1 protein-coding gene is annotated in these 592 nt (G+C 64.7%); it reads left to right on the top strand.

The genetic code is table 11. From position 1 onward, the window contains the following. The coding region (locus ACGLHR_RS52120; RefSeq protein ID WP_400104003.1) for a DnaJ C-terminal domain-containing protein at window positions 1-545 on the top strand (545 nt) is incomplete at its 5' end. Window positions 546-592: the final 47 nt, after the last annotated feature.

Raw genomic sequence — 592 nt, 5'->3', positions numbered from 1 at the left:
CCAAGGTGCTGCTGGACCTCGGAGACACCTTCACCGGCGCCACCCGTCAGCTTTCGCTGCAGGTGCCAAGCGTGGACGCCCAGGGCGGGGTGCAGCTCAGGAGCCGGACCCTCAGCGTCAAAATTCCCAAAGGCGTTCGCGAAGGTCAGCTCATCCGCCTGGGCGGGCAGGGTGCACCGGGGATCGGCGGTGCGCCGGCGGGGGATCTTTTTCTGGAGGTGCATTTCAAACCGCACGACCAACTGAAGGTGAAGGGACGCGATCTACACCTTGTCCTGCCGGTGGCGCCATGGGAGGCGGCGCTGGGGGCGGTGGTGCCCATTGATTTACCTGGGGGCGAGCTGAAGGTGCGCATTCCCGCCGGCGCCCAGAGCAGCAGCGAGCTACGCGTGCGCGGCAAAGGCATCCCCGCTAATCCACCAGGCGATCTGCTGCTGCACATCCAGGTTGTGTTGCCGCCGGCAAACACCCCTAAGGCGCGGGAGCTTTATGAAACCATGGCGCGGGAATTGGCCTTTAAGCCGCGCCCGGATAGGAGCGCCTGATCCAGGCTGGATGACGACATTCTGATCGGCAGCTTGATGCAAGAGGC

Source organism: Cupriavidus sp. CuC1, from assembly GCF_044627735.1.
Lineage (GTDB): Bacteria > Pseudomonadota > Gammaproteobacteria > Burkholderiales > Burkholderiaceae > Cupriavidus > Cupriavidus ulmosensis.
Note: the sequence above shows the minus strand (reverse complement) of the source record. Positions and strands in the feature narration are given on the sequence as shown.